This window comes from Actinomyces oricola (genome assembly GCF_004104015.1).
Classification (GTDB): Bacteria; Actinomycetota; Actinomycetes; order Actinomycetales; family Actinomycetaceae; genus Actinomyces; species Actinomyces oricola.
This window is the reverse complement of record NZ_RYFV01000001.1, coordinates 97,082-122,556: the sequence shown is the minus strand read 5'-3', so window position 1 is coordinate 122,556 and position 25,475 is coordinate 97,082. Positions and strand designations below refer to the sequence as shown.

General features: G+C 70.7%; 20 protein-coding genes and 1 tRNA gene. 6 read left to right on the top strand and 15 right to left on the bottom strand.

Annotated elements, in window-relative coordinates; all coding sequences use genetic code 11:
- Window positions 1-66 precede the first annotated feature (66 nt).
- A complete protein-coding gene (locus EUC46_RS00515; RefSeq protein WP_128772239.1) occupies window positions 67-1,047 on the top strand; it encodes an aldo/keto reductase in 981 nt (326 codons plus the stop codon).
- Between the two features lie 132 nt (window positions 1,048-1,179).
- Here the strand turns inward: EUC46_RS00515 and EUC46_RS00510 are convergent, their stop codons facing one another.
- The 8 genes from EUC46_RS00510 to EUC46_RS00475 form a co-directional block, all read right to left on the bottom strand.
- Window positions 1,180-1,485 carry a DNA primase gene (locus EUC46_RS00510; protein WP_128772238.1) on the bottom strand — a complete coding sequence of 102 codons (306 nt, stop codon included), beginning with the start codon at window positions 1,483-1,485 and terminating at the stop codon, window positions 1,180-1,182.
- Window positions 1,486-1,495: 10 nt separating this feature from the next.
- Window positions 1,496-2,644: an NAD(P)/FAD-dependent oxidoreductase gene (locus EUC46_RS00505; RefSeq protein ID WP_128772237.1), complete on the bottom strand. Its 1,149-nt coding sequence runs from the start codon at window positions 2,642-2,644 to the stop codon at window positions 1,496-1,498.
- A gap of 47 nt (window positions 2,645-2,691) precedes the next feature.
- On the bottom strand, window positions 2,692-4,749 hold the full coding sequence (locus EUC46_RS00500; RefSeq protein WP_128772236.1) for a M3 family metallopeptidase: 2,058 nt from the start codon (window positions 4,747-4,749) through the stop codon (window positions 2,692-2,694).
- Window positions 4,750-4,823: 74 nt separating this feature from the next.
- The gene (locus tag EUC46_RS00495) at window positions 4,824-5,357 is read right to left on the bottom strand and encodes a TetR/AcrR family transcriptional regulator (protein ID WP_128772235.1); all 534 of its coding nucleotides are present in this window, start codon (window positions 5,355-5,357) and stop codon (window positions 4,824-4,826) included.
- Window positions 5,358-5,371: 14 nt separating this feature from the next.
- Window positions 5,372-7,075 (bottom strand): MFS transporter, encoded by a 1,704-nt coding sequence (locus EUC46_RS00490; RefSeq protein ID WP_128772234.1) that lies wholly within the window; start codon window positions 7,073-7,075, stop codon window positions 5,372-5,374.
- 101 nt (window positions 7,076-7,176) lie between these two features.
- The gene (locus EUC46_RS00485) at window positions 7,177-8,343 is read right to left on the bottom strand and encodes a GNAT family N-acetyltransferase (protein ID WP_128772233.1); all 1,167 of its coding nucleotides are present in this window, start codon (window positions 8,341-8,343) and stop codon (window positions 7,177-7,179) included.
- Window positions 8,344-8,479: 136 nt separating this feature from the next.
- A tRNA-Leu gene (locus tag EUC46_RS00480) sits at window positions 8,480-8,567 on the bottom strand.
- A gap of 141 nt (window positions 8,568-8,708) precedes the next feature.
- Window positions 8,709-9,602: a D-hexose-6-phosphate mutarotase gene (locus EUC46_RS00475; protein ID WP_128772232.1), complete on the bottom strand. Its 894-nt coding sequence runs from the start codon at window positions 9,600-9,602 to the stop codon at window positions 8,709-8,711.
- An 84-nt stretch (window positions 9,603-9,686) separates the two neighbouring features.
- On the opposite strand from EUC46_RS00475, the gene EUC46_RS00470 reads away from it, so the two are divergent.
- Together EUC46_RS00470 and EUC46_RS00465 are read left to right on the top strand one after the other, a co-directional pair.
- Window positions 9,687-10,550: an HAD hydrolase-like protein gene (locus EUC46_RS00470; RefSeq protein WP_128772231.1), complete on the top strand. Its 864-nt coding sequence runs from the start codon at window positions 9,687-9,689 to the stop codon at window positions 10,548-10,550.
- Window positions 10,547-12,073 (top strand): AI-2E family transporter, encoded by a 1,527-nt coding sequence (locus EUC46_RS00465; RefSeq protein WP_421700920.1) that lies wholly within the window; start codon window positions 10,547-10,549, stop codon window positions 12,071-12,073. Before EUC46_RS00470 ends, EUC46_RS00465 begins: the two co-directional genes overlap by 4 nt.
- Here EUC46_RS00465 and EUC46_RS00460 read toward each other — a convergent pair whose 3' ends face one another.
- Together EUC46_RS00460 and EUC46_RS00455 are read right to left on the bottom strand one after the other, a co-directional pair.
- A complete protein-coding gene (locus tag EUC46_RS00460; protein ID WP_128772413.1) occupies window positions 12,074-15,403 on the bottom strand; it encodes an error-prone DNA polymerase in 3,330 nt (1,109 codons plus the stop codon). It abuts the gene before it with no gap.
- Window positions 15,404-15,647: 244 nt separating this feature from the next.
- Window positions 15,648-16,286: a thymidine kinase gene (locus tag EUC46_RS00455; protein ID WP_128772230.1), complete on the bottom strand. Its 639-nt coding sequence runs from the start codon at window positions 16,284-16,286 to the stop codon at window positions 15,648-15,650.
- A gap of 200 nt (window positions 16,287-16,486) precedes the next feature.
- Between EUC46_RS00455 and EUC46_RS00450 the strand changes: the two genes are divergently transcribed.
- Complete coding sequence (locus EUC46_RS00450; protein ID WP_128772229.1) at window positions 16,487-17,287, top strand: phosphatase PAP2 family protein; 801 nt, start codon at window positions 16,487-16,489, stop codon at window positions 17,285-17,287.
- On the opposite strand, the gene EUC46_RS00445 is transcribed toward EUC46_RS00450, so the two are convergent.
- Together EUC46_RS00445 and EUC46_RS00440 are read right to left on the bottom strand one after the other, a co-directional pair.
- Window positions 17,192-18,940: a DNA polymerase Y family protein gene (locus EUC46_RS00445; RefSeq protein ID WP_241655303.1), complete on the bottom strand. Its 1,749-nt coding sequence runs from the start codon at window positions 18,938-18,940 to the stop codon at window positions 17,192-17,194. The two genes, EUC46_RS00450 and EUC46_RS00445, sit on opposite strands and share 96 nt — an antisense overlap.
- A 23-nt stretch (window positions 18,941-18,963) precedes the next feature.
- Window positions 18,964-19,929 carry a hypothetical protein gene (locus EUC46_RS00440; protein ID WP_206645843.1) on the bottom strand — a complete coding sequence of 322 codons (966 nt, stop codon included), beginning with the start codon at window positions 19,927-19,929 and terminating at the stop codon, window positions 18,964-18,966.
- Between the two features lie 325 nt (window positions 19,930-20,254).
- Between EUC46_RS00440 and EUC46_RS00435 the strand changes: the two genes are divergently transcribed.
- Both EUC46_RS00435 and EUC46_RS00430 read left to right on the top strand, forming a co-directional pair.
- Window positions 20,255-20,824, top strand: a complete 570-nt coding sequence (locus EUC46_RS00435) for a YbhB/YbcL family Raf kinase inhibitor-like protein (protein ID WP_128772227.1) — start codon at window positions 20,255-20,257, stop codon at window positions 20,822-20,824.
- Window positions 20,821-21,630, top strand: a complete 810-nt coding sequence (locus tag EUC46_RS00430) for an SDR family oxidoreductase (protein WP_206645842.1) — start codon at window positions 20,821-20,823, stop codon at window positions 21,628-21,630. Before EUC46_RS00435 ends, EUC46_RS00430 begins: the two co-directional genes overlap by 4 nt.
- A gap of 75 nt (window positions 21,631-21,705) precedes the next feature.
- On the opposite strand, the gene EUC46_RS00425 is transcribed toward EUC46_RS00430, so the two are convergent.
- From EUC46_RS00425 to EUC46_RS00415, 3 genes are all read right to left on the bottom strand, one after another.
- On the bottom strand, window positions 21,706-22,164 hold the full coding sequence (locus EUC46_RS00425; protein WP_128772226.1) for a tRNA (cytidine(34)-2'-O)-methyltransferase: 459 nt from the start codon (window positions 22,162-22,164) through the stop codon (window positions 21,706-21,708).
- 61 nt (window positions 22,165-22,225) lie between these two features.
- Entirely contained in the window at window positions 22,226-23,593 is a 1,368-nt protein-coding gene (locus EUC46_RS00420) for a dihydrolipoyl dehydrogenase family protein (protein ID WP_241655327.1), read from the bottom strand.
- A 213-nt stretch (window positions 23,594-23,806) separates the two neighbouring features.
- The gene (locus EUC46_RS00415; protein WP_128772224.1) at window positions 23,807-25,474 is read right to left on the bottom strand and encodes an NAD(P)-binding protein; all 1,668 of its coding nucleotides are present in this window, start codon (window positions 25,472-25,474) and stop codon (window positions 23,807-23,809) included.
- Window position 25,475 lies beyond the last annotated feature (1 nt).

The following is a 25,475-nucleotide window of genomic DNA, read 5'->3' as shown; positions in this document are numbered from 1 at the left end:
AGGCACGGCGCGCCGGACGAGCGCCGCCTGAGCCGCCCCGCCCTCTGATCGCTCTACGGTTGGCTCATGGAGCACAGGAGACTGGGACGTACCGGCCTGCGCGTGTCTAGCGTCGGCCTGGGCACCATGACCTGGGGCCGTGACACCGATGAGCTCGAGGCTCGCGAGCAGCTCGACGTCTTCCTCGACGCCGGCGGTACCCTGCTGGACACTGCCGCCTCCTACTGTGAAGGTGTCAGCGAAGAGGTTATTGGCGGGCTGCTGCACGACCACATTGACAGGCAGGACATTGTTCTCATATCCAAGGCCGGCGTCCGCACCTGGCGCACCGGCACTCGGCCCACCGTCGCCGACGCCTCACGCGGCACCCTCCTGGACGCCCTGGACTCCTCCCTGGCCCGCCTGCGCACCGACCACCTCGACCTGTGGCTGGTCCAGGTCCCCGACCCCACCACGCCCTTGGAGGAGACGGCCCACGCCCTGCGCCTGGCCGTGGCCAGTGGACGCACCCGCTACGTGGGCCTGTCCAACCATCCGGCCTGGGCCACTGTTCACACCGCCAACCTCCTGCACGTGGACGCCCAGGGGCCCGGAATGGCGGCCGTCGAGGTTGAGCACTCCCTGTTGACCCGCGGCATTGAGCGCGAGCTCGTCCCCGCCGCCGAAGCCCTCGGTTTCGGCGTCATCGGCTACGCCCCCCTGGGGCGCGGCATCCTCACCGGCAAATACCGGGCCTCCACGCCCCCCGACTCGCGGGCGGCCTCCCCCCACCTGCGCTCCTACGTCGCCCCCTACCTGGGCACCGCCCACCGGGGGGTGGTCGAGGCTGTGGCCACCGCCGCCGTGGGCCTTGACCGCAAGCCCGTCGAGGTGGCGCTGGCCTGGGCGCGCGACGCCGCCGGCATCTCCTCCACCATTGTGGGTGCGCGCACCCCCTCCCAGTTGCGAGGCGCCCTGGCCGCCGAGGACCTCGCCCTGCCACCCCAGATCCGTCACGCCCTGGATGAGATCACCGCCCCCGGATGGGGCTATCCAGAGCGTTTTTGACCCGGGACTCTACGGCGGCTCTACGTCGCAGCCTCGGGCAGCAGGCAGGTTGCCCCGCACCCACCCGGGTGCGGGGCAACCTGCTGGCCGGTGCGGCGCCGGCGGGGCCGAGCTCCTCAGGCGGGGGAGGGCTCAGTCCTCCTCACGGTCGTCGTCATCCTCTTCATCCTCGTAGTCGTCGTCCTCGTATTCGTCATCGTCATCGTCGTCAATGTCATCCTCGTAGTCCTCGTCATCCTCGCCGTCGAAGGTGTCGAAGGGGAGCTCGATGCCGTAGGCGGTGAACAGGGCGTCGTCATAGGTGAAGAAGGCGTCCTGGAGGGTGCTCTCGGCCGCGACCACAGCCGGGGAGAGCTCATCCCCGGTGGCGGCAGCGTCCAAGTGCGCCTCGAAGGCGGCAATGAGCCGGTTGAGCGCGGACCGCGGATCGTTCGTCATGTAAGACAGACTACCGGCTCACGCCCTCCCCCGCGCGCCCGGTCCCGGTGCCCGCGGGCGCCGTTTCCCCCTCCAGTCCGAGCTGGGAGGCCACCAGTCCCAGGTACAGGTCCTCACCCTTGAGGCGACTGGTCTCCTCGGGCCCCACCACCACGCGGATGCCATGGCGCAGGATCTGGGAGGCGCCTCCTTCCGGCCCCAGCGGCAGCAGGACGAGCTCGGGCTTGGGCGTATAAGTGGCCGAGGGCTCGCGGCCGGCGATTACGTCCTTGATATTGGTGGCCACCACCTGGGCGTGGGCGCGGGCGGCGTCAGCCCTCTTGGACTCGCGCACGTCCGTAATGTCGCCAATCGCCCACACCCCGGGGTGGTCCACCACCCGCAGCTGCCCGTCCACGCGGATCGTGCCGTCGTAGTGGCGGATCGCGTCATAGTCCTCACCGAGGTAGCCGGTGGCAGCCGTTGAACCGTAGGCGCGGAACCACATGTCGGCCTCAATGCGGCGCCCGCCCTTGGTGGTGACCCTGAAGGGTGAGAGCACGCCGACGTCGACCGGCGGCAGGAAACTGAGCCTGTCCCCCGTGATCATCTCTACGCCCCGCTCCAGAAGCTGGGAGGCGATAGCGCGGCGCAGCTCGGGCTTGTAGTCGCCGTGCGGCAAGATCTGGTCGGCGGCCTCCAGCATGGTCACCGCGACGCCCGGGAAGGCTGAGGTGATCTCTCCGGCCAGTTCCACGCCCACCGCCCCGGCGCCCACAATGAGGACGCGGCCGGCCTGCTCTAAGTTGGAGCGGGCGCGCTCTATGCGAGCCTCGGCGATCACCTGGGAGGACTCCAGGTGCTTGGCCGGGAAGGGGTAGGCGGTGCCGGTCGCCAAGACCAGGTGGTCGGCCTGGATGTCGCCCACGCCCGAGACCTTGACGGTCGTGCCGTGCACGGCCAACGCCGTACCGTGTATCACACGGCCCCGCGTGAGCAGATGATCGTAGGGCATGAAGATCTTCTTGGCCCAGTCGCGGTCCACGGTGGCGCGCAGGGCGGCGGCGTGATTGACGAAGGTGTCCTTCTGCTCAATGAGTGTGACCTCGGCAATGTTGTCGAGGTCCTTGGCGACCGTAATCCCGCCATAACCGCCGCCAACAATAGTGACGCGAGTCATTTGTGATCCTTCCGGGTTGTGTGTGGGACTGTGGTGCTTGGTGCGGTTCAGGCCAATCCGCGGCGCTCCAGGAGTGGCTCAATCCGGGGGTCATTGCCGGTGAATGCGCGGTAGGACTCCCCCGCGTCGCGCGAGTCGCCCCGGGAAAGGAACTCTCGGCGGAAGGCGTCGCCGGCCGCCCGGTTCAGGCCCAGGTCGCCATCGCGCGCGCCCTGCCCGTCGGTGCGGAACCAGGCGGCGGCATCGGCGGCCATGACCTCGCTCCAAATGTAGGCGTAGTAGGCGGCCGAGTAGCCTCCCGCGAAACTGTGGGAGAAGTAGGTCGAGCGGTAGCGCGGGGGCACCAGGGCGTCGTCAATGCCGGCGCCGGCGAGCGCCGTGTGCTCGAAGTCCTCCACGTCCTGGACCTGGGTGGGCACGTGCTCGGCGCTAAGGGTGTGCCAGGCCTGGTCCAGCAGGGCGGCCCCCAGATACTCAGTGGTGGCATAGCCCTGGCCGAAGGCCCCCTGGCCGCGCAGCCGTTCACTGAGGTGGGCGGGCATGGGCTCACCGGTTTCAACGTGGCGGGCGTAGGAGGCCAGGACCATGGGGTGCAGCGCCCAGGTTTCGTTGACCTGGCTGGGGAACTCTACGACGTCGGGGGGCACGTTGGCCCCCGACGCCGAGGGGTAGCGGGAGTCGGCCAGCAGGCCGTGGAGGGCGTGGCCGAACTCGTGGAAGCAGGTGATGACCTCGTCCCAGGTCAGCAGTGTGGGCCCGGAGTCGGGCCGCTCAATATTGGCGCAGTTAATGACCACGGGCCGGCGCCCCAGCAGCTGGGACTGCTCGACCAGGTTGGACATCCAAGCGCCCCCGGACTTGCCCTCGCGTGCGTAGTAGTCGCCCACGAACAGCCCCAGGAGCGGCGCGTCGCGGTGGCGGCCATCGCGCACCTCCCACACGCGCACGGTGGGGTCATACATGTGGGCGGCCAGGTCCTGGCGCTCGTGGAAGCCAATGCCGTACAGGGCGGTGGCGGCGTAGAAGACGCCCTGCTCGACGACGCTCCACAACTCCAGGTAGGGGGCCAGGGTTGCGTCGTCGACACCGAACCTCTCCTTGCGCTCAGCGGCCTGGTACAGGGGCCAGTCCGCCGGGCCGAAGGACTCCCCCGGCTGGGTCTGGGGGTCGGCGGCCATGCGGGCGGCCAGGCCGCGTGCCTCGACGCGGGCGTTGGCCATGGCCGGTCCGGCCAGGCGCGCGAGCATGCCGCCAACCGCCCGGGTGGTCCCGGCGGCGGACTGTGCGGCAATAATGGCCGCGTGGTGCGGGTAACCCAGGAGGGCGGCCCGCTCGGCACGCAGCTGTGCCAGTTCCAGGACCAGGGGGCGGGTGTCGTGCTCCCCGCCCAGGCCCCGCGTCATGGCGCGCTCCAGGAGCGCCTGGCGGGCGGCGTGGGGGCGGGTGGTGGCCAGTGCGGGCGTGGCCGTGTAGTTGGCGACGCCGGCTGCGTGCATGGCCTCGGTGGCCAGGGTGGAGAAGCGCGTCTCCAGGGCCGTCATGCGGGCATTGATCTCGCGCAGTCGCTGGGCCTGCTCACCATCCAGGTCGACTCCGTCGCGCTCGAAGGCCTCCACGGCCAGGCCGATGAGACGGGCGGTCTCGGGGTCAATGGGGCGCCCGTCGGCGTCGTGGGCCCGGCCATCCGGGCTGGCGGCGACCAGGTCGTTAAGGGCCTGAAAGCGATGATAGAGGCGCGCATCCAGGTTGTAGGCGTCCTTGTGAGCGGCCAACTCGGGGGCCAGCTTCTCCTCCAGGGCGTCTAAGTCAAGGCAGTCGGTGGCGCTGGTCAGGGCGTACAGAACGGTCAGGGCCCGCTCCAGCAGGTCGCCGGAGCGCTCCAGGGCCTCAACGGTGTTGGCAATAGTGGCAGGCGCCGGGTTGGTGGCCACCGCCTCCCACTCCCGGCGTTGGATGTTCATGCCGGCGCGCACGGCCGGCTCAATGTCGGCGTGCGCGACTGAGGCGAAGTCCGGCAGGCCCAGCTCCAGGGTCCAGGGGCGGGCGAAGCAGTTGGTCTCGGGCAGGGCGGCACCGGCGCCACCGTCATTGATCGGCTCGGTCATGGGACCATCGTGCCATGAGCTGGGAGCCGGCCGTCCCTACCGCCCCCTCAGGGGTGGGCCAATAGTCCCGTCCTTCATCTTGGGTCTCCCGCTGCCAGGGCGATAATGAGTTCCCGGGTGGCCTCGTCCTGAGGATTGTGACTTCCGGCGCCGCTCGCCTGATTGGCCCACCATCCGTCCATGGCCAAGATGGCCACTCGCTGCATGGGGGTCAGATCAGCGGGATCGCCCACCCACTCCAGGCACAGGGCATCCCAGGCCTGCGCCAGGGCGGTGGCCTCGGGGGCGCCCGAGAGCATGAAGGACAACTCCCCGGGGAGGATCTCCCCGGAGATGACACTGCGGACCAGGGCGCGTATCCGCTCGGTGCGGTCCGCCTCCTCCAGCGGCCCGCCCAGGGCCTGCTCGGCCTCGTGGCGCCAGCGTTCCAGGAGGGCGGCGGCAATCCCCTCCAGAAGGGCCTGCTTGGTGGCGAAATGATAGACGAGTCCCCCGCGAGTCAGCCCCACGTGCTCGGCCAGGGCCTCGAAGGTGAGGTGATCGAAGCCGCCGTGCTGCGCCAGTTCCAGGGCGCCTTCAATAATGCGCTCCCGCTTGGAGGCTCTCATCCGCTCGTCCTCTCTCAGCCTCGTCCACTCTCGTCCACCGGGGCCGGGAGGGCGTTCAAGGGGTCGGCGATCCGGCCGGAGTCCCGCTCGGCGGAGGGCCCGGTCCTATCTGGGGAGGCCGCCGCCTCAGGATTGGTCCCACCGGTCCCCTGGGGCCGGGTGCGGGATTCGCCGTCGACCGCTCCCGCGGCGGGGACTCGGCGCGCTGCCATAATCCCCGCGTAGATGAGGATGGCGGCGGCTATGACGGCGGTGGTCTGCATGGCGTGGGTGAAGGCGGTCTGGGCCCGGGCGAAGAGCGCCGCCTGGAGGGCATCGCTCGGCTCATAGGCGCCGGCCAGGGTGGCCAGGGACTGGTGGGCGGCCTCAGAGACGCCCTGGGGCACCTGCTCGTGGATGTCGCCCAGCCTCAAGCGGTAGCCGAGATCCTGGACGGTGCCCAGTACGGCAATGCCCAGGGCGACGCCGAGTTCTAAGCCGGTTTCGGAGATTGCAGAAGCGGCCCCCGCCCGGTTAGCGGGCACGGAGCCCAGAATCGCCCCGGTGGAAACGGTGAAGGCCAGGCCGGTGCCGGTGCCAATAATGAGCAGGCCCACGCAGATAAGCGCGATCCCGCCCCAGCTCTCGGCCACGGCCACCACGAGCAGCCCGACGGCGCTCAAGATGAGGCCCCCGCCCAGGGCCCGCCCGTGGCCGATCCGGCGCACGAGGCGCGCCACAATCACCACCACCGCAATCGAGGCCGCAGAAATCGGCAGCTCGGTGAGCCCTGCCCGGAGCGTGGAGAAGCCCCGCACCAGCTGAAGGTACTGGGAGAAGAAGTAGAGCAGGCCGGCCAGGGCGAAGACCGCCATAACGGTGGCCAGGACCGCCCAGGTGAAGGCGGGGCGCCGGAACAACCCGACGTCGATCAGCGGGGCGACCAGGGTGCGCTGGCGGCGCAGGAAGATGCGGCCGGCCATGAGCCCCGCCAGAAGGGCGGCCATCGCGGTGAGTGTCGGCCCATCGTGCGCGAAGGACTTCACGGCGTAGACCATTGGGACGATCGCCCCCACGGACAGTGCCGCCGAGAGCAGGTCAATGGGGGCTCCCCGCTCATTGCGCGACTCGGGGAGCAGCCACAGCCCCGCGCCAATGACGAGGACCATGACCGGGACGTTAATGAGGAAGACGCTGCCCCACCAGAAGTGTTCCAGGAGGATTCCGCCCACCAGTGGCCCTAGGGCGGTGCCGCCCGAGGTGCCGGCCGACCAGATGGCGATGGCGGTGGTCCGATGGCGGGAGCCGGGGAAGATATTGCGGATAAGGGAGAGCGTCGAGGGCATAATGGTGGCCCCGCTGACCCCCAGCAGGGCCCGAGCGGCGATGAGCGCTGCGGCGCTGGGGGCGAAGGCGGCCAGCATGCTGGATGCTCCGAACCCCACCGTCCCCATGAGCAGAAGGCGGCGGCGCCCGATCCTGTCCGCAACATTGCCCATGGTGACCAGCAACCCGGCCAGAGTGAAGGAGTAGACGTCCCCGATCCACAGCAGCTGGCTGGCCGAGGGCGCCAGGTCCACGCTCAGGGAGGGGATGGCCAGCGCCAGGACCGTGGAGTCAATGGACAGCAGGGTCACAGCGAGGGTTAGGACGGCCAGCGCCGCCCAGTCGCGGGTGCGCGGGGCGGGGGCTTCTTGCGCGGCGGGTGCCGCCGCGCTCGGCGAAGGGGTCTGGTTCACGCCCGAAACTGTACTTTACGTGTAGTTCAGTTTGATGTCGGTGCGGGTGCGGTTCCGGACACAGCTTCTGTGAGTTCTCCGACCCAGACGCGGAGCTCTCTTCAGCGCAGCCGGTGGCGCTTGAGCACTCCGGCCACGTCGGGGCTGAAGTAGCCCGGCCCCTTGAGAACCTTGCCGTCCTCCCGGTAAATCGGGCGGCCGTCGGGACCGAGCTTGGAGAGGTTGGAGCGCTGGACCTCGGCTAAGACCGCCGGCAGGTCAATACCGGTCTCCAGGGCCATGCCGTAGATGACGTAGACCAGGTCGGCCAGGGCGTCGGCCGCCTCCACAGTGTCGCGCCGACCATCGTCAGCGGCCACCGCCCGCTTGTAGGCCTCCTCGATTTCGGTGCGGGCCGCCGGCCCGTAGACGGCTGCCGTGAGTTCGGCGAACTCCTCAGCGATTAAGCCCATGCGCATGTGCAGGCTGGGCCGATCCAGGCTGGGCTCATCAGTCTGGACGGGCAACCCGTAGACGCGGTGAAAGCGGCGCACCAGCGCCTCAGGGTCATCGCCCTCGCGCTCACCGACGCCGTCATGCGCCACCAGCGGCTGGGCCGCCCCGGCGGCGTGGGAGGAGGCCATGCCCTGAGTGCCGCGCAGCCGTGCGGGCAGCGGTCCGTCCCAGGGGGCGGCCGGGCGCAAGGGGTCCCCCGGCAGCAGAGTGCCGATCCAACCGTCGCGCAGGACCCCGCCGTTGGCCAGGAATGCGCGCACATGCCCCTCACGGCGGAAGCCCAGCGACCAGGCCACCCGCCAGGACGCCCAATTGGGGACGCCATCGTGAATGTCGCAGCGCCACTGCAGGGCCTGAGCCTTCACGGGCCCCTCCGGGTTGAAGGCGACGGTGATCAGTGCTTTGGCGGCGCGCACCATAATGCCGTGGCCGCGGGATTCCGGGGCCAGCCAGTAGCCGATCTCCCAGGCTCCGCCCGGGGCGCCGATCATGCCGATCATGCCCACGAGGCGCCAGCCGTCGGGATGTGAGGAGTCGGGTTCGCGCACCGCCCAGTTCAGGTCGTTGCCCTTCTCCCAGCCGGGGGCCACAATGCCGGTGACGAAGTGGTGGGCGTCGTTCCAGGTGTAGCCGGCAGGGACGGTCGTCCACTCCTGGATGTCGGGGTCCTGGCAGATGGCGTGGATGCGCTCAATGTCCGCTTCGGTGGGCATGGACAGACGGAGCTCGGGCAAGGAGTCTTGGGCTGGAACCGTCATCTCAAAGGGCCGCATAGGACGATTCTAGTCGGGTGCGGCCACGTGCACCGCACTGGCGCTCATAGCCGAGGCGGGCCGGGCGGCTCGCCGGCGCCGCCGGCCGGGCGGCCATGAGCCCCGGGATCGCGTGATCCCGGGGCCCTTCCCGCGGTGTCCGAGGGGGGACTTGAACCCCCACGCCCGTTTAATAAGGCACTAGCACCTCAAGCTAGCGCGTCTACCTATTCCGCCACTCGGACTCGCCTTGCAGTCGCCACACCGGCCGCGCCGGCCACGGCGACGCAGAGAAACCTAGCATGCGGCTGCCGAAAACACCCAAATCTGCGTGACGTGCTTCGTGTCACAGCCGGCTGCTGTCCTGGTCCGCCGTGCCCGGCGTCTCAGTCCAGGGGCTCCACCGAGATGCGGGTCCCCAGCGACCAGGACTCCCCGGGGCCCAATGTCACGGCGTGCGCCCCCACCGAGGCGGACTCCACGCAGAGCATGGAGGCGAACTCGGCGTCGCCCATGTCTGCGAAGGCCTTGGCCCCCTCGCTCCAGGGGTTCCACACCACGACATTGGGCGCGTCGGCCCCCGCGATGGTCAGGCGGCGCCCCAGCGCCGGATCGGTGACCATCACCGGACCCTGGTGCTCATAGACGCGATCCACTGGTCCAGATACGCGCAGGGCGCCGGTCTGGACCTCATGAGTGGCCGTGAGCTTGTCCAAGTACTGGCCGCCCTCCAGGCCGGTGACCTCCACGGCGGTGACGTCCCCGACCGCCAGGTAGGTGTGCAAGGCGGCCTCGACGCGCTGCCCGGACGCGGCAGTGGAGCGCAGGGATAGGAGCAGGTCCAACTCCTCGCCCACATTCACCTCGTAGAGCGCTGACAGGTCGTGGCGCTCAATCCCCAGCAGAACCCTGACGCCGCCCTCGGGCGTGGTCGAGGCGCTGCGCAACTCCCAGGTGGAGGTGCGCCCCCAACCGTGGGCGGGCTTCTGGTCCCCATCAGGGCCGGCGCCGAACCAGGGCAGGCACAACGGGATGCCGCCGCGGATGGCCTTGGCGCCGTCGAAGACCGCCTGGGCGGAGGTGAAGATGACCTCGGTGCCGCCCCGGGGCACCCACGAGGTCAGGTGAGCGCCGTGGAGGTAGATCTCGGCGCTGGCGGCGGGGGCGTCGACAAGCAGGCGGGGCTGGCCGCCGCGCCCAGGTGTCAGGGCCGCGTACCGTGGTAGTCGTGGGGTCCGGGCGGGGGCCTGGGAGTCAGGGGCGGGGGCGTCATTGCTCATGGGACCAGGGTAACGGAGCCGGGGCCGGCGCCTAGTAGTCTGTGGCTGTCCCATTCCGCGAATGCGAATCCGAGGCCCACCGGCATGCCCGCCCCATTAGCGACGCCCAGCACCTGCGCCTACAGCGCTGTCCTACTCGACCTGGACGGGACGATCACCGACTCGGCCCCTGTCATCCTCAGGGCGCTTCGTGCCACGCTTAACGACTTCGGGATTGAGCCGCCTCCACTGGAGGCCCTCATGACTTTTGTCGGTCCCCCGCTGCCCGAGGGGTTGCGCGCCCTGGGGGGATTCGAGGGCGAGGCCAACGCCGAGGCAGTGGCCTGTTACCGGCGCCACTACCGCGACCACATGCTGGAGGCCCCCGTCTACGACGGCGTACCTGAGCTCATTGGCGCCCTTTACGACGCCGGCACCCCCCTGGCGGTGGCCACCTCCAAGCGTGAGAGTCTGGCGGCCCTCATTTTGGAGCACCTGGGCCTGGCCCACTACTTGGTGACCTGCTCGGGCGCCGATGACCTGGACCGGCGCAGCGCCAAGGCCGACGTCATCCGCGCCGCCCTCTCCCGGCTGGAGGGGGCGGGAGTGGACACGACTCGGGTGGTCCATGTCGGTGACCGGCGCCATGACGTCGAAGGCGCTCGTGAGGCCGCAGTGGCGTGCATTGGTGTGCTGTGGGGGTACGGCGGCGCCGAGGAGCTGGCGGGCGCCCAGCACCTGGCGGCCACCCCCGCTGAGCTGGCCGTCCTGCTGGGCACCTCGCTGGGGCCCTCTCCGGCCCGGGGGGCGTACAGGAGTGAGGGCGCCGAGAACGGCGTCGAGAGCGCTGAGAGCGCTGAGAGCGCCGGGAACACTGAGGATCCTGAGAACACCGAGAACACCGAGAATAGGGACTGCGGCCAGGACAATCACTATGACAATCACCAGGACGATCAGGAGGACGCGTGAGCGAGACCAGCGGCCAGTCGCCCGCCCCCGAGCCGAACACCCCGGAGAATGAGGGCGCGCGCACTGAGCCGGCCGGTACCGCCCCGGCCGGGGAGAGGGCCGGGGCGCGGGAGGCGGAGGGCGAACCGGATCAGGGGCCGGCGCCCGCCCCTGAGTCTGACTCCGAGCACTCCGAGCCCAGGCGCCCGGCGCCGGCACTGTCCCGGGTGAGGCGCGTGCGCGCCGCCTTCAGGCGGGCCGTCGACCAGGCGGACCGGGCCCGTACCCAGGCCCGCGACCGCGACCTGCGCTACGAAGACTCCGGCAGGTCCTCCCCCGCCGAACGGGGCAAGCGCCGCGCCGCGGCCGCTCGCACGCCTCCCGCAGCCGCGGCGCCCACGGTCCGGGTCTCCACGCCCTCGGTGATGACTACGCGCTCGGCCGCCCTGGACTCCCTGCCCTCCTGGCTAGTGCGCGGCGGTTTGGCCTCCTGGCTGCTGCTGGGCCTGATCATTGTGGTGGGCCTGGTGTTCTTCGCCACCTCCCAGGTGGTGGAGGTCTTTATCGGCGTGTTCATGGCGCTCGTGCTCACCTCTATCCTTCAGCCGCTGGTCAACCTTTTCGCCCGGGTCATGCCGCGCTACCCGGCGACCTTCCTGGGGATGCTCTCGGCCCTGGCGGTGGTGGCCGGACTCATCACCTACGTGGTGACCTCGGTGACGAGCCAGTGGAGCAACCTGGCGCTCCAGTTCTCCGACGGCGTCAACACCATTGTCGACTTCCTGGAGCACGGGCCCCTGCCGTTGCACCTGACCCAAAAGGAACTCCAGGAGCAGATCCACAGGTTGCTCCAGGAGGGGCAGGAGTATGTCCAGTCCAACGCCCCCTCCCTGGCCAGTGAGGTGGTGGCCAATGCGGGCACGGTGGTGGACGTGTTTGCAGTGCTGGCGTTGGCGATCTTCTCCACCATCTTCTTCCTGGCCTCCGGGGGGCGCATGTGGAGATGGTTCCTTAACGAGCTTCCCGCCACCATGCGCGAATCCGTGCACCGGGCCGCTGGCGCGGGCTGGTACACCTTCGCCGGTTATGCGCGCGGCACCATGATCGTGGCCTTCACCGACGCCCTCATGGCGGGCATCTTCCTGCAGGTCGTGGGCGTGCCGCTGGCGGCACCGCTGGCGGTGCTGGTGTTCATCGGGGCCTTCATTCCAATCATTGGGGCTCCGGCGGCCATGCTTATCGCCATGATGGTGGCACTGGCCTCCAAGGGCGTGATCACCATGATCGTGGTGTGCCTGGGCGTGGCCGGGATTGGCCAGATCGAGGGCCATATCCTTCAGCCCCTCATTATGGGCCGGCAGGTCTCCCTGCACCCGGTGGTGGTCATTATTGGGGTGGCGATCGGCACTTACGCCGCGGGGCTACTGGGTGCGATTGTGGCAGTGCCCCTGATCAGCGTGGCATGGTCGATGTACTCCGAGTTGCACGTCAGGGACACCCCGGTGGTCGGGGAACTCCCCACCTACTCGGGCAGCCGGGGCTGATCAGCACCAGTCCCGGCTGCCCGCGCTGATCACGCCCGTCAGCATCTCCAGGTGCTCGGCCAAGATGGAGGTGACGCCGTCGGCGTTTTCGACCGTGCCGCGCACTATTAGGGCGGGGGCCCTCCTGCCGGTGCTGCGGTAGCGCCGCCACATGCCTGCGGGGCACATGACGTTGAGCAGGCCGGTCTCATCTTCGAGGTTGAGGAAAATGATGCCGGTGGCGGTATGAGGGCGCTGGCGGTGGGTGACAACGCCGGCGACTCTCACCCGTTGCCCGTTGTGGTGGCGCGCGACCCGGGCGATGGGGACGACCCCGGCCCGGGTGAGCCCGGGCCGCAGGAAGACGGTCGGGTAGTGCTCAGTAGACACCCCTGTCAGGCGCAGGTCCGCCTCCTGGCGCTCCTGGTCGCTCATGGGGGCCAGTGCGGGGGCGCGGGCGCCAATGGCGGTGCCCGGCAGGGGCGGCTGATACCAGGTCCGCCTGGAGTGGATGTGGCGCTGCCCGTACTCCTCCGCCAGGACTGCGGCCCCCCACAGAGCCTCGCGCCGCCCGACCCCCAGGCTGCGCAGGGCTCCGCAGGCGGCCAGGGCTTCCAGTCGGGAGCGGCTTAGGCGCACGCGGCGGGCCAGGTCGGCGACGCTGGTGTAAGGGCCTTGGGCGTCGCGTTCCCCAACAATCTGCTCGGCGACCTCCTGCCCCAGGCCCTTGACCCGGGCCAGCCCGAGTCGGACAGCCAGGTCGGGGTGGGTGTCCAGGGCGGTGAGGGCCTCTGCGGCGGGGGTGATCCCGGCCCACTCCGCCCCTCCCCCGCCGGCGGGCCTGGTCTGGACCGTGGCCTGGGGGGTGGAGGCATTCACATCCGCGGCCAACACCCGTACGCCGTGACGGCGGGCGTCGGCCACCAGCGACTGGGAGGACCAGAACCCTGTGGGCTGGGCGGCCAGGACCCCCGCGTAGAAATCCTCAGGTTTGCGGGTCTTGAGCCAGGCCGAGGCGTAGACGAGGTAGGCGAAGGAGAAGGCGTGGGACTCGGGGAAGCCGAAGTCGGCGAAGGCGCGCAGCTTGTCGAAGACGGCCTCAGCGGTGGGGGTGTCGATCCCATGGCCCTTCATGCCGGTCACGAAGCGGGCGTGGAGCGCCTCCATGCGCTCGGCCGAGCGTTTGGCGCCCATGGCCTGGCGCAGGGCGTCGGCCTCGGCGGGGCTGAATCCCGCGGCGTCAATGGCGATCTGCATGAGCTGCTCCTGGAAAAGCGGCACGCCGAGAGTCTTTGCCAGGGCGGGCTTGAGGGCCGGGTGCAGGTAGGTGACTGGTTCACGGCCCAGACGACGGCGGATATAGGGGTTGACGGCATCGCCCTGGATCGGTCCGGGACGGATGAGAGCGACCTCGACAACAATGTCGTAGAAGTTCTGGGGGCGCAGGCGGGGCAGGGTGGCCATCTGGGCGCGGGACTCGACCTGAAAGACCCCCACCGTGTCCGCAGCCGAGAGCAGCCGGTAGACGGCCGGGTCGTCCTCGGGCAGGGTGTGCAGGCCCCAGGGGCGATCGGTCTGGGCCGTGCGCAAAGTGCCCTCCTGGACGGGCACGGTCTGGCCGCGCCGGGTCAAGGTGGTGAAGGCCAGGCGCAGGGCGGTGAGCATGCCCAGTCCCAGGAGGTCGAACTTGACCAGACCCGCATCCGCGCAGTCGTCCTTATCCCACTGCAGGACGCTGCGCCCCTCCATGGCGGCCCAGCGCACGGGGCAGACCTCGGTGACGGGGCGGTCGCACAGAACCATCCCACCGGAGTGGATGCCCAGGTGGCGGGGCAGCCGCAGAAGTTGCTCGGCAATGTCGAGGACCTGCTCGGGAACCTGCTCGCCCGGGCGGGGGCCGGGGCCAATGGCCCCCGGTGCGTCCGAAACGCTTCCCAGGCCGTCGGTGCGCACCGTGGACCAGCGGTCCATCTGCTTGGCCCAGGCATCCTGGAGGCCGGCGGGGTGCCCGAGGGCCCGGGCGGCGTCGCGCACGGCGGAGCGGGGCCGGTAGGAGATGACATTGGCGACTTGGGCCGCCTGCTCGCGCCCGTAGTGGGAGTAGACGTGCTGGATGACCTCCTCGCGGCGGCAAGCCTCAATATCCAGGTCAATATCAGGGTAGCCGCGGCGCCCTGGGGATAAGAAGCGCTCGAAGAGCATCTGATGGCGCACGGCGTCCACGGCGGTGATCCCCAAGGCGTAGCACACCGCGGAGTTGGCGGCGCTGCCGCGCCCCTGGCACAAGATGCCCGCGCTCTGACAGAAGTCAACAATGGAGCGCACAATGAGGAAATAACCGGGGAAGCCCAGATTCTCAATGACCTCAAGTTCGTGCGCGAGGATCTTCCAGGCCCTCGGGTCCTCCTGAGGGGTGCCGTAGCGGGCCAGGGCCCCGCGGTGAGTGAGCTCGCGCAGCCAGGTGGCGGGGGTGTGGCCGGCGGGAACCTGCGGGGCGGGCAGGTCGGGTACCACCAGGGACAGGTCGAAGGCGAGTTCGGCGGCCATGTCCGCGGCGGCCTCGACGGCTCCGGGACGACGGCGGTGCAGGCGGGCCATGTCCGCGGCTCCGCGCAGCCAGCGGCCGGTGGGCGGCAGGTAACCCTGGGCGGCTTCCAGATCGAGGTTCAGACCGGTGGCGGTCAGAACGTCGGCTAGGCGGGAGTCGGCCGGGCGGGCGCAGCGCACGGCACCGGTGGCTACCAGCGGCAGGTGGTGCGCGGTGGCCAGGGCGCCCAGAGCCCCGGTGAGGGCGGCATCGACGGGGCCGCCCTCCAGGGTGATCTCAACGGCCAGGGAGCCGGCCCCGAAGTGGTCGACCATCTCCCCGAGGGCGGCGTCGGCCTTGGCGGGGTCCCAGGACTCCGGGCGGCGGGGGTCTCCCAGAGCGCGGCGCAGGGGCCCATTGGCGGTCCCGGTCAGGATGAGGCAGGTGGCGGCCTCGTCCCCGGCCCGCAGCGCCTGGGCCAGGACCGGCAGGCGGTGGGCGGGGTCAGTGCGCCGGCCCGCCTGGAGATTGTGTTGGGAGATGGCCGCGCACAGGCGCCGGTAGCCCAGGGGGCTGCGGGCCAGGACCGGCAGGCGGGCGCCGCCCTCCAAGGTGAGTTCAGAGCCGTGGACGGTGGGCAGGCCGAGCGACCGGCAGGCCTTGGCGTGCTTGACAATGCCGGGCATGCCATTGAAGTCGGTCAAGGCCAGGGCCTCCAGGCCGAGTTCGACGGCAGCTGCTGCAAGCGCCTCGGGCTCGTTGGCGCCGTCGAGGAAGGAGTAGGCGGAGTGGGCGTGCAGCTCGGCGTAGCGGTGGGCGGTCATGGTGCGCCCCTGCCAGAGCCGCACCCGCAGCATTCGAACACGTATACACAATAGCGTGGGTCACCGACGCGAATCCCCGCCCCCTGGCGGCAGCACTGATTCTCAGGATCAGGCGCCCAGGGCCGGAGGGCCTCCGCCGGCCGAGAAGGCCGCGCCGAGGAGGCAACGGGCGCCCGGGATCGCCCGGGATGGAGGAGCCGCCGCATTGGCGCCGCGCCGTGGCCCTGGGCGGGGAGGGGCCCGGTCAGGCGCTGGCCAGGGAGCCTCCCGCTTCGAGGTAGCACTTGCCGCACAGGGACTCGTAGGTGACATTGATGCCGTCAATGGCCACCTGGTCGCCGTCGAAGATGAAGTCCTGCCCTATCTTGCGGGCGTTGAAAATGGCCTTGCACCCGCAACGGCAAATGGTCTTGAGCTCCTCCAGGGAGTGGGCGATCTCCAGCAGGCGGCGCGAGCCGGGGAAGGAGGTGGTGCGGAAGTCGGTGCGGATGCCGTAGGCCAGGACGGGGACATCGTCAAGGAGGACGATCTCCATGAGTTGGTTGACCTGACTGGGGGTGAGGAACTGCGCCTCGTCGACGAGTACGCAGTCCAGGACCTCACGCAGCCGGGCACTGGCCTGGGGGGCTGCGCCCGGGCGCCCCTGCCCCATGAGGAGGCGGCGGCGGACCAGGAGCCGCACATTGTCCTGGGCCCCGACAACGAGGTCGACGCGTCGGCGAACCCCCAGGCGCGACAGAATGGTGTCGTCGCCCTTGGTGTCCACGCCGGCCTTCATGAGCAGGACTTTCTGACCGCGCTCCTCGTAGTTGTGAGCGGTCTGGAGCAGGCTAGTGGTCTTGCCCGAGTTCATGGCGCCGTAGCGGAAGTAGAGCTTGGCCAAGGGGAATCCCTCGCATTCCTGGGGGTCTGGCCCCGCCCGGCCCCCAATGACGTGTCACGGGCTGTCAATCATCTGATGGTAGCGGCAGCCGTGAGCGGGTACCCGGGACGGGGCCGTGACAAGAACCTCCCTTGGCGGGAGCGGCGTGTTCACAGGCTCCACCCAGTGCGGGCGGGGGCGCGCCCGCTACCGTTTCGACCATGCCCCTTAATCTTGCGGACTCGCCCGCGCGGCGCGCGCACCCCGCCCTCCTCGTCCTGGCTGCGGGCCTGGCCGCGCTGTCCTGCTTCACCTGGCTGGCCGTTTGCGCCTTGAGCGGCTCAGGGGTGGCGGTCTATGACGCCGCTGTTACGCAGTGGGCGGTGCAGGCTCGCAGCACCGTGCTCACCCCCCTGGCGTGGCTCGCCACGGGGGCGGGTGGGACTCTGGGCCTGAGCGCGCTCACAGCCGTGATGGTCGCTGTCCTGGTGGTGCGGTGCCGGCCTCGTCATGCCTTAATACTCGTGGCCGCAATGGCCGGCTCCTCGCTGCTCACAATGCTGCTCAAAGAGGTCTTCGCTCGCGCTCGCCCCTCGGAGGCCCTGCTGCTGGGCGCGCCCCAGACCACCTACTCCTTCCCCTCGGGCCACTCCCTGAATACCGCGGTGTTCGCCGGGACTCTGGCCGGCTTTGCGCTCCTGTCCGCGGCCCCGCCCGCCCGCAAGGCCCTGGCGGTGCTCGCCGCCGCGGCGGGGACGGCGCTGGTGGGCCTGTCACGGATCTACCTGGCCTATCACTGGCTCACTGACGTGCTGGCCGGCTGGGCGCTGGGGGCCGCCTGGACCTGTCTGGTGGCATTGCTGTTCCTGATGGTCCGGCGGCGCCGCAGTGGTCGCGCTCGCCGCGGTGGTGCTCTCACGGGAACCTCAGCTGTAGACGGCGTCGAGCCACCAGCGTCCAGAGCGCACCAGCAGCAGGGGCGGCCCCTGGTCGGGGACGACCTGGAGGTAGGCGCGTCGTGAGGCGCCCCCGGGCCTCCACCAGCCCTCGTCCACCGGCCAGGGGCCGGCCCAGGAGACAATGCCGCACTCCCCTTCCCACGGCCTTTCCGGCGCCCCCGGCCCCACGGTCGAGGCCGCTGAGGGAACCTGCTCCGCCGTGAGGGGCGGGGGGTCCTCGCCCGCTGCGACAGTGCCGCGACTGCGGGCCCGCTCCGCCGCGGCAGCCGGGCGCTCTTGCGCGCCACCGATCCTCAGGCGCGCGGGAGTCCCCTCAAGGTGGCCATCCGCCCTGACCGTGAGCTCGTGCCCGGAGGCGTCCCAGAGCATGGCGGGCACTGGATCGGCCAGGACCACGGAGGGCGAGGGGGCGGGCACTCCCCCGCTCCACGGCGCCCTCCCCTCCCCCCGGTCCTCATTGGCGTGGGTGCCCCAGGGCAGCAACCGCACCCGCGACCGGGGGTCGCGCCCGGGCACGAGCAGGGGGACCTGGACTCTGCCGACACCCAGAAGTGACTCGACGCGCTCGGCGGCCCGAGTGGAGCGGGCCTGACCGCGCCGCCCGGGGACGTCCCACAACCCGGCCGGGGCGCCCCCGGCGGGGACGGGCTCCAGGGCGCTCAAGCGCAGGTGGGTCAGGGGGCCGGCCGACGGACGGCCGGAGCAGCCCGAGAGCCATCCCTCGAGCTGCCAACGCACGCGGTCGGTGATCTCCTCCGGGGTAGGGGCGGCATCCAGCATCCATGAGCGGGCGATCTCGGCGCCGTCAGCGCAGCGGGCCTCCACTAGGAGACGGCCAACGCCCAAACCCGCGGCGGTGAGTTTGGCGGCCAGGGACTCGGCCAGGAAGCGGGCGATAAAGGCAGCGGTGTCGGCGCGCTCCACCGGTGGGTCCAGGGCGCTCTCAACAGCGAGGTCGGTTGCGGGCCGGGCACTGCGGGGCACCTCATGGCCCTCCCCCGAGGCCAGGCGATGCAGGCAGTGCCCCACCGGCCCGAAGCGTGCGCTCACATCGCGCCCCGGCAGGGCGGCGAGATCCCCCAAGGTGCGCAGCCCGAGCCGGTTGAGGGTCTGGATGACCTCGGCGCCCTGGGTGCGCAGGCGCTGGGTGGGCAGGCAGGTTAGGGCGGCGTCGAGTTCCCAGGGCGCCAGGAAGCCGGGGGTGGCACCGGAGGGCACAATGACGCCGCACCGGGCGGCCAGGACAGCGCCGAGCAGGGAATCGGCGATCCCGACCTGACACTCGACCCCGGGCCCCTGGGCGACGACCTCAACAAGGGCGGCGGCGAGCTCCTCCTCTCCCCCGGCCCAACGGGACGGGCCGCGGGCCGCTGAGAGGGCCAGCCCGGGACGGGCTACGAGGGGGTCCGCCAGCAGAGTGGACAGGGCCTCCATCACGGTCTCGAAGGCGCGCGCCTCCCGCTCGGGCTGGGGGGACAGGACGACGAGGCCGGGGCACAGGGAGCGGGCCACGCGCGAGCGCATGCCCACCCCTACTCCGGCAGCGCGGGCGGGGGCGGAGGCGGCCCGCACGCCGCGCCCGCCAATGACGGCCACAGGGGTGAGCGCGGGGTTGGGAGGGCGCTGCGGGCCGGTGGGCGCCCTGCAGTCGCGCTGCTGGGAGCGGGACTCCAGGGTCAGGGCGACGACGGGCCAGTCCGGGACCCAGACAGACACGAGCCGGGGTGGAGCAGGCGCACTCACCCGGCGCCCCGCTGGGCCTCAAGGGCGGGTGCGCGCGCCGGCGCCCCGAAGCGGGACCCTTCGCGCTCCCTATGACCGCTATTGCAGTTGCTGCAGTCGCCATCCGCTGACGCCTGGATCCGCACCCCCCGGGCGTCGAGGAGGAGCTCGGAGGCGGGGCGCGCCTCCTCCCCCAGGGACCAACTCAGGGCGCGCAGATAGCCGGCGGGCATCTCCACAGCCGCCTGCTCCGGGGGGTGAGCGGGCGGCCGGCGGGGGGCCGAGTGATTCGAGTGGTGCAGTGGGATCACGACCCCTCCAGCGGGCCCCCGCGCCCCCCGGCCCTTAGAGTCTGCAGCGGTGCCGGCGGCACTGAGGGGCGCGACGGGGTCGGGGGCTCGTCCGTCGTCGAGTCCTCGGGGCTCGACGTGCAGGACGCGGGCCCCCTCCCAGGGGGCGGTGGTGACAATGAGGGCACCGCGCCCCCGTGCTCGGGCCAGGAGGGCGCGTCGATCCCGGGGACGCAGGCAGGCGGCCGCCGGCCGCCCAATGAGCAGGACGTCAACGCCGTCGAGGAGGGTGGCGATGACGGCCCGAATAGTGCCGGCATCAAGGTCCTGGACGGAGACGGCCAGGACGCGGGACAGGTCCAGGCCGGCCTCGGACGCGGCGCACCAGCCAAGATCATCGTGCCCCACGACGCCGCACCAGCTGCGCGCCCCCTGCCGGCGGGCGGCGAGAGCCACAAGGACCGTGACCGCGGCGGAGCCGTCCAGGCTCAGTGCACCGCTGGTCCCCGCATCCACCCCGAGCCAGGGATCCGACGGTGAGGAGAGCGGCAGTGCGCCCCTCGGTCCGGTCTTCTCCAGGGCGCCGGCCAAGGACTGCTGGACTTGACGGTCCGGGGCGCCGCGCACCCCGGTGCGCTCCTCGGCGCGGTGCAGGGCGAGGCGGGCGGCCATCAGTCTCTTTGCTCGGTCCACCACTCCTCCTTCGAACGGGTGTTCGAATCATGTAGGAGAAGCGTAGCGTCAGGCACCGACATGCGGGAACAGTGCGCGGTCTGCCCGCAGTTCTCCACGATTCCCTGCAATTCCCTGTAATTCCCTGTAATTCCCCGCAATCCCCGGTAACGCCGCCGCAATGCTGCCTCCTCCGGGTCGCGCTGCGCGGGGGTGCGCTACAAGCCGCCCCCTCCGGGCCGCGGGCGGTGCGGGAGCGCAGTGCAAACGACCCCGCCGCAGCCAGGACGGTGCCGGCGTCGGCGTCTACAGTGAGGTTACGCACCACCTCACGACCGGAGGAACTATGGCACCTGACCTGACCCGAACGCGTTCCCCTTTTCCTTACGACCACATGCCCCGGGTTCCCGCCTTCGTGCTCGCCTCTGAGGACATTGCCGAGGGCGAGCGGATCGCGGACCGCTTCACTGCGATCCACGACAATGTCTCCCCCGAACTGCACTGGTCCGGTTTCCCCGAGGAGACCCGCTCCTTCGTCCTGTTCTGCTTCGACCCCGACGCCCCCACCCTGGCGGGCTGGTGGCACTGGGCCATTGCGGATCTGGACGCCTCAGTGTCCGGCCTTCCCCAAGGCGCCGGGGAGTCCGACCTCCAACTCAACGGTGCCGCCTTCCACCTGCGCGGAGACGCCGGCACCCACGCCTGGTTCGGCCCCTACCCGCCCGCCGGGGACGGGGACCACCGCTATGTCTTCTCCGTGTGGGCCCTGGACGTGGAGACCCTCGGCCTGGATGAGGAGGCCACCCCCACCATGCTCGCCTTCCAGGCCTCCATGCACTGCATTGCGCGCGCCGTCCTGACAGCCACCTACTCCGTGCCCGGTGAGGGCGCCCTCTTCCTTCAGGAGCCGGTGTGACCGCGGGCCAGGACACTGCACGACCCGCCCCTCGGGGACGCCGCGTCCTGCCGCCGCAACCCGCCTCAGGAGACAGTCAGCGCCGGCCCCTGGCGGTGGTCACCGGGGCGACCTCCGGCATTGGTCTGGCCGTGGCTCAGGATCTCGCCCAGGACCACGACCTCGTCCTGCTGGCCCGAACCGCCTCCCACCTTGACGGGCTCGCCGCCGCCCTGGGGGAGCAGAGCGGGGCGCAGGTGCGCACCTGCGCCGTCGACTTGACCGATGACACGGCCCTGGCCGACGCGATCGCCTCCCTGGACCTGTCTCACGTCGATGTCCTCGTCAACTCCGCAGGGGTGGAGGCCGCCGGGAGAATCGAGGAGCTCACACCCCAACGCTGGCGGTCGGTGCTGGACCTGGACTTGGTGGCGGTGGCCCACCTGACCAGCCTGCTCCTGCCCGCCCTGCGGCTGGCCCACGGCCTGGTGATTATGGTCAACTCCGGTGCCGGCCAGCGGACCTGGCCCGGGCAGGGCCTGTACTGCGCGGCCAAGCACGGCCTGCGGGCCCTGGCCGACGCACTGCGCGAGGAGGAGCGCGGGGCGCTGCGAGTCACCACCATCTACCCCGGGCGAGTCAACACCCCCATGCAGAAGCGCCTTCACAAGCAGGGGGCCACCGCAGGGTCGGGCCCCGGCGGCGCCTACCGGGCCAAGGACCACATGCGTCCGCAGTCGGTGGCTGCCGCGGTACGGCTGGCGGTGAGCGCCTCCAGGGACGCCTGCGTGGAGGACCTGACTATCCGCCCCACCACCGTGCTCTGACCCCGAGGCGCTCAGGCCCCGCCCGCCCGGCTGCCCGCGGCGGGCGGGGCCCGTCCGCCCCCGTGGCCCCGGCTGCTAGCGCCCGCCGGGGAACCCCAGGGTGCGCCACGCCTCGTACAGGCCAATGGCTGCGCAGTTGGCCAGGTTCAAGGAGCGGTTGCCCGCCACCATGGGGATGCGCACCAGGTCGGTGACGCGCTCATGACCCAGGACCTGCTCGGGAAGACCAGTGGGTTCAGGACCGAAGAGCAGGGCGTCATCCCCCTGCCAGTGCACCTGCGTATAAAGGCGCTCGGCGCGGGCGGTGAAGGCGAAAATCCGGCCGGGCACCTGTTTCAGGCACTCCTGCCAGGTGGCGTGGACGCGGGTGCGGGCCAGGTCGTGGTAGTCCAGGCCGGCGCGGCGCAGCCGGGCGTCGTCCATATCGAACAGGGGGTCCACCAGGTGGAGCGCGGCCCCGGTGTTGGCGCTCAGGCGGATGGCGGCGCCGGAGTTGCCCGGGATGCGGGGCTCGAAGAAGATCACGTGCAGCACGCGCGCCATCCTGCCACCGGGCCGGTCCCGCTGCGCCGGCGCGGCCCTCTCAACCCGGCTCTCAACCCAGGGAGTCCAGGACGATATTGAGGCCCTCGCTCATGGTGGGGTGGGTGATGACGGCATCGCGCAGACGTCGCCACGTCAAGCCGCCGAGCATCGCCATCTGCACTGAGGTAATGACCTCGCTGGCCTCGGGGCCAACGATGGCGGCGCCCAGGATCTCCTCGGTGTCGGCGTCGACGATCACCTTGTAGAAGCCCTCGGTGCGCCCCAGGGTCTTGGCGCGCGGCACGGCGGCGGTGGGGGTCGTGGCCACGCGCACCGGTCGGCCCTGAGCGCGCGCCTGGGTCTCAGTCAGGCCCACGTGCCCCAACTCGGGGGTAGTGAACACCGCCCAAGGAATGAGGCGCCCCGCAGTGGTGGCCTCCTTGCCGTCGAGGATGTCGCGCAGCACCCGGAAATCATTCCAGGAGGCGTGGGTGAACTGGGGGGTGCCGGCAACATCCCCGGCCGCATAAACACCCTCGGCCCTGGTGCGCAGTTGGTCGTCGACCCGCACGAAGCCGCGCTCAGTGAGCTCGACGCCGGCCGCCTCCAGGCCCAGGTCCTCGGTGACCGGGGTGCGGCCCAGGGCCACCAGGAGGTGGGAGCCGGTAGCCTCCCGCCCATCGGCGGTGCGCACCACGACCGGCGCCACCCCGGGCCCCGGCGTCGTGACGCGGGTCGCGCGCGCCCCGGTGAGAACGCGCACCCCCAGGGCCTCCAGCCCCCGGGCGACCTCGGCGGCGACGTCGGGGTCCTCCCGGTCCAGGATGTGCTCCCCGGCGTGCAGGAGCGTGACGGGCACGCCCAACAGCCCCATAAGGGAGGCCATCTCCACACCGATGACGCCCCCGCCGAGCACCACCAGGTGACTGGGCAGCTCGGGCAGGGTGAGCAGATCCTCACTGGTCCAGTAGGCCGCCTGCCCCAGGCCCGCAATAGCGGGCACAGCTGGAACCGTGCCGGTGTTAATGAGTACTGTCTTCCCGCGCACGCGGCGGACGGCGGCGCCGGGCGAGGTGACCTCCACGGTGCGGGGCGCCACGAAGCGGGCGGTGCCGCGCACGAAGTCCATGCCGGAAGCGGGGAACATGTGCTCGTGCGCGGCCACCATCGCCCCGACCACGCCCTCTTTGCGCCTGCGCAGGGCCGCCAGGTCAATGCGGGCCCGGTGCAGCAGGGCGGAATCGTCCGTGGAGGAGGACTCGTCGGCGCCCATCTCGGGCAGGCTCACCCCGTAGGCGGGGGCGCCCTGGACCTCGTGGAGAACTCGGGCCGAGGAAATGAGGGTCTTGGTGGGGATGCAGGCGACGTTAATGCAGGTGCCCCCCACCTTGTCGCGCTCGATCATGACCACCGAGTCGCCCTTCTTGGCGCGGGTCATGGCCAAGGACTTGCCGGCCTTGCCACCGCCGACCACGAGCAGGTCCACTTCCTGGGTGCCGGGCCCTCCGACGGCAGGCGGGGGCGCCGGTGTGGCGGCGGTGTCGATGGGCTGGTTCATACCGGGTCTCCTGCGTAGGCGGCTGGGGTCGATCAGGCAGGCCAACGCCCTCTCCGCCCCGGCTATTCCCAGATGAGCCGTGTCAATTCGACCTCAGGTGAGTTCCGGCACCATCTCAATGGCCCCGCAGGGGCACTCCTCCACGCAGATGCCGCAGCCCTTGCAGTAATCGTAGTTGAAGGTGTAGCGCTGGCCGGGGGCGAGCTTAATGACGGCATTGTCCGGGCACACCCCGAAGCAGTTGTCGCACTCGAAGCAGTTGCCGCAACTCATGCACCGGCGCGCCTCGAACAGGGCGTTGTCCGCACTGAGCCCCTGGACCACCTCATCGAAGGTCTGGGCGCGGCGGGCCCCCTCCAGCCGCTCGCGCACCTGCTGGGGGGCGTCGGCGTAGTACCAGGAGTTAATGGCGCTGATCTGGGCCAAGGGGTGCTTGGGGGCGGGCTCGTAGACCCCGCCGCGCAGGTAGGCGTCAATGGCGCGGGCCGCCTTCTTGCCGTGGCCGATCCCGACGGTCACCGTGCGCTGGGAGGGCACCATGTCCCCGCCGGCGAACAGGCCCGGGTAACCGGTCATGAGCGTCGTGGGGTCGACCTGGACCACGCCGTCGTCAATGACCAGTCCGGGCACGCCCGTGACCAGGTCCAGGTCGGACTCCTGCCCCAGGGCCAGGACCAGGGAGTCGGCCTCCAAGTCCTCCATCTGACCGGTGGGCTGGGGGAAGCCGGTCTCATCCAACTCCATCTTCTCAATGCGCAGCCTGCCGGCCTCGGCGTGCTGGACGGTGGAGAGCCATCGCATCTGGATGCCCTCCTCCAGGGCCTCGGTGACCTCGGAGTCGTGGGCCGGCATGCGCTCGCGGGTGCGCCGGTAGACAATGATCGCCTCCTCGGCGCCCAGGCGCTTGACGGTGCGGGCGGCGTCCAGGGCCGTATTGCCGCCCCCGTAGACGACGACGCGCCGCCCCAGCATGAGTTGGTCGCCCTCGCCATCCTCGACGTCGCGCAGCAGGGCGACGGCGTCCAGAATGCGGGCCGCCTCACCGGCGGGGATGTAGGCGCGCCGTCCGAGTTGAGCGCCAATGGCCAGGAAGACCGCATCGAATTCCCCGCTGTCGAGCTCAGGCAGGACCCGCTCAACCTTGGAGCCCATGACGAAGGTGACGCCCATATCCGCAATGCGGGCGATCTCGGCGTCCAGAACCTCGCGGGGCAGACGGTAGGCGGGAATGCCGTAGCGCATCATGCCGCCGGGTTTGGGGGCGGCATCGCGCACGGTGACGGCATGGCCGGCCCGGCGCAACTGGTAGGCGGCGCTGAGCCCCGCGGGCCCGGCCCCCACCACCAGGACCCTCTTGCCGGTGTCCGGGGCGGGAGGGTCGGGCACCCAGCCCTGTTTGAGGGCCTCATCACCCAGGAAGCGCTCGACGGCGTTAATACCGACGGCCTCGTCGACCTGCGCACGGTTGCAGGCGTCCTGACAGGGGTGGTAGCACACGCGCCCCATGACGGCCGGCAGGGGATTGTCGACCATGAGGGTGCGCCAAGCCCGCTCATAAGAGCCGTCCTCGGCGTCATAGAGCCACTTCTGGATGTTCTCGCCGGCCGGGCAGGCCTCATTGCACGGGGGCAGGAAGTCCCGGTAGACCGGGCGCTCCACGCGCCAGGCCCCGGTCTTGTTCTCCAGGGAGGAGCCGGTGGCCAGGGTAATGGCGAACGGGCGGGTTCGGTGACTGGGCTCGGTGGGGGCGGTGGCGGTCATC

Excerpts from the sequence above, each read along its gene's own strand:
- EUC46_RS00420 (WP_241655327.1), bottom strand. The coding sequence starts at position 23,593 with ATGACCCGCGCCAAGAAGGGCGACTCGGTGGTCATGATCGAGCGCGAC.
- EUC46_RS00470 (WP_128772231.1), top strand. The coding sequence starts at position 9,687 with ATGCCCGCCCCATTAGCGACGCCCAGCACCTGCGCCTACAGCGCTGTC.
- EUC46_RS00415 (WP_128772224.1), bottom strand. The coding sequence starts at position 25,474 with ATGACCGCCACCGCCCCCACCGAGCCCAGTCACCGAACCCGCCCGTTC.
- EUC46_RS00485 (WP_128772233.1), bottom strand. The coding sequence starts at position 8,343 with ATGCGGCCCTTTGAGATGACGGTTCCAGCCCAAGACTCCTTGCCCGAG.
- EUC46_RS00510 (WP_128772238.1), bottom strand. The coding sequence starts at position 1,485 with ATGACGAACGATCCGCGGTCCGCGCTCAACCGGCTCATTGCCGCCTTC.
- EUC46_RS00435 (WP_128772227.1), top strand. The coding sequence starts at position 20,255 with ATGGCACCTGACCTGACCCGAACGCGTTCCCCTTTTCCTTACGACCAC.
- EUC46_RS00475 (WP_128772232.1), bottom strand. The coding sequence starts at position 9,602 with ATGAGCAATGACGCCCCCGCCCCTGACTCCCAGGCCCCCGCCCGGACC.
- EUC46_RS00460 (WP_128772413.1), bottom strand. The coding sequence starts at position 15,403 with ATGACCGCCCACCGCTACGCCGAGCTGCACGCCCACTCCGCCTACTCC.
- EUC46_RS00450 (WP_128772229.1), top strand. The coding sequence starts at position 16,487 with ATGCCCCTTAATCTTGCGGACTCGCCCGCGCGGCGCGCGCACCCCGCC.
- EUC46_RS00505 (WP_128772237.1), bottom strand. The coding sequence starts at position 2,644 with ATGACTCGCGTCACTATTGTTGGCGGCGGTTATGGCGGGATTACGGTC.
- EUC46_RS00495 (WP_128772235.1), bottom strand. The coding sequence starts at position 5,357 with ATGAGAGCCTCCAAGCGGGAGCGCATTATTGAAGGCGCCCTGGAACTG.
- EUC46_RS00515 (WP_128772239.1), top strand. The coding sequence starts at position 67 with ATGGAGCACAGGAGACTGGGACGTACCGGCCTGCGCGTGTCTAGCGTC.
- EUC46_RS00500 (WP_128772236.1), bottom strand. The coding sequence starts at position 4,749 with ATGACCGAGCCGATCAATGACGGTGGCGCCGGTGCCGCCCTGCCCGAG.